A 752-nucleotide genomic window follows, 5' to 3' on the forward strand; every position below is an offset into this window, starting at 1 on the left:
ATTGTCATTGAAGTTGAACGCGGCAGCTACACCATTCACGTCAACAAGGGTTTTGCGCTTGGCACTGGTGATTACTTTGATTACTTCACCACGCCAAATCTCGCGCAGAACTTTGAGCAACTGTACCGCGACTCGGAACACATCAGAGACGAAGAGGAGCGCATCAACGTAGTCGGTGAACTCAGCACGCAGACTGTCGCGCCGGTCATCGACGAATTTAACCGTTTGATGAACCGCGCAGACAGCTTGCCGGAAATGACGGCTGACGAACTCCGCGTAAAGTACGCGCACCTCGGTACGCAGCCGCAGCCAACATCCGCCGAAGAACTCGGTGATTTTGCATCAAGTCGGTACATAGGCGTTGACTTTGACGCCTGTTCCGCCAGTGATGCATTCAACGACGACTTTACGGTTATGACGTTGCGTAACAGCGACAAAAAGGCCGTTATGACGGTCTTTCGCGGCACAATTCCGCAGACCGGAGAACAAGTAAGCATTGCGCAGTTACCGCGCGAAAATGGCTGTTTTTCGAACTACCGCGACGTCAGGGTAGTAGCCCGTCAGAGTAGCAACGGCGAGACCGGCGAGAAATTAATTCTTCTGCCGAACGGCGAAACACTCGCCCGGCTGTCTGTCAACGGCACATGCTTCTTGACCCTTGACGGTCAAGAGATCCGCGTATTTGTCAAGCACGACTTCGCTACAGCCGTATCTGTCCGAGAGTGGTTGAACAGGTGCGCGCCCTTCACGGA

The 752-nt window shown here is 53.7% G+C and carries 1 protein-coding gene; it reads left to right on the forward strand.

From position 1 onward, the window contains the following. Positions 1 to 752, forward strand: a 752-nt coding sequence (locus tag HMPREF2967_RS07860; RefSeq protein WP_158014698.1) for a hypothetical protein, incomplete at both ends; no start/stop codon positions are given.

This window comes from Corynebacterium sp. HMSC059E07 (genome assembly GCF_001814395.1).
Lineage (GTDB): Bacteria > Actinomycetota > Actinomycetes > Mycobacteriales > Mycobacteriaceae > Corynebacterium > Corynebacterium hesseae.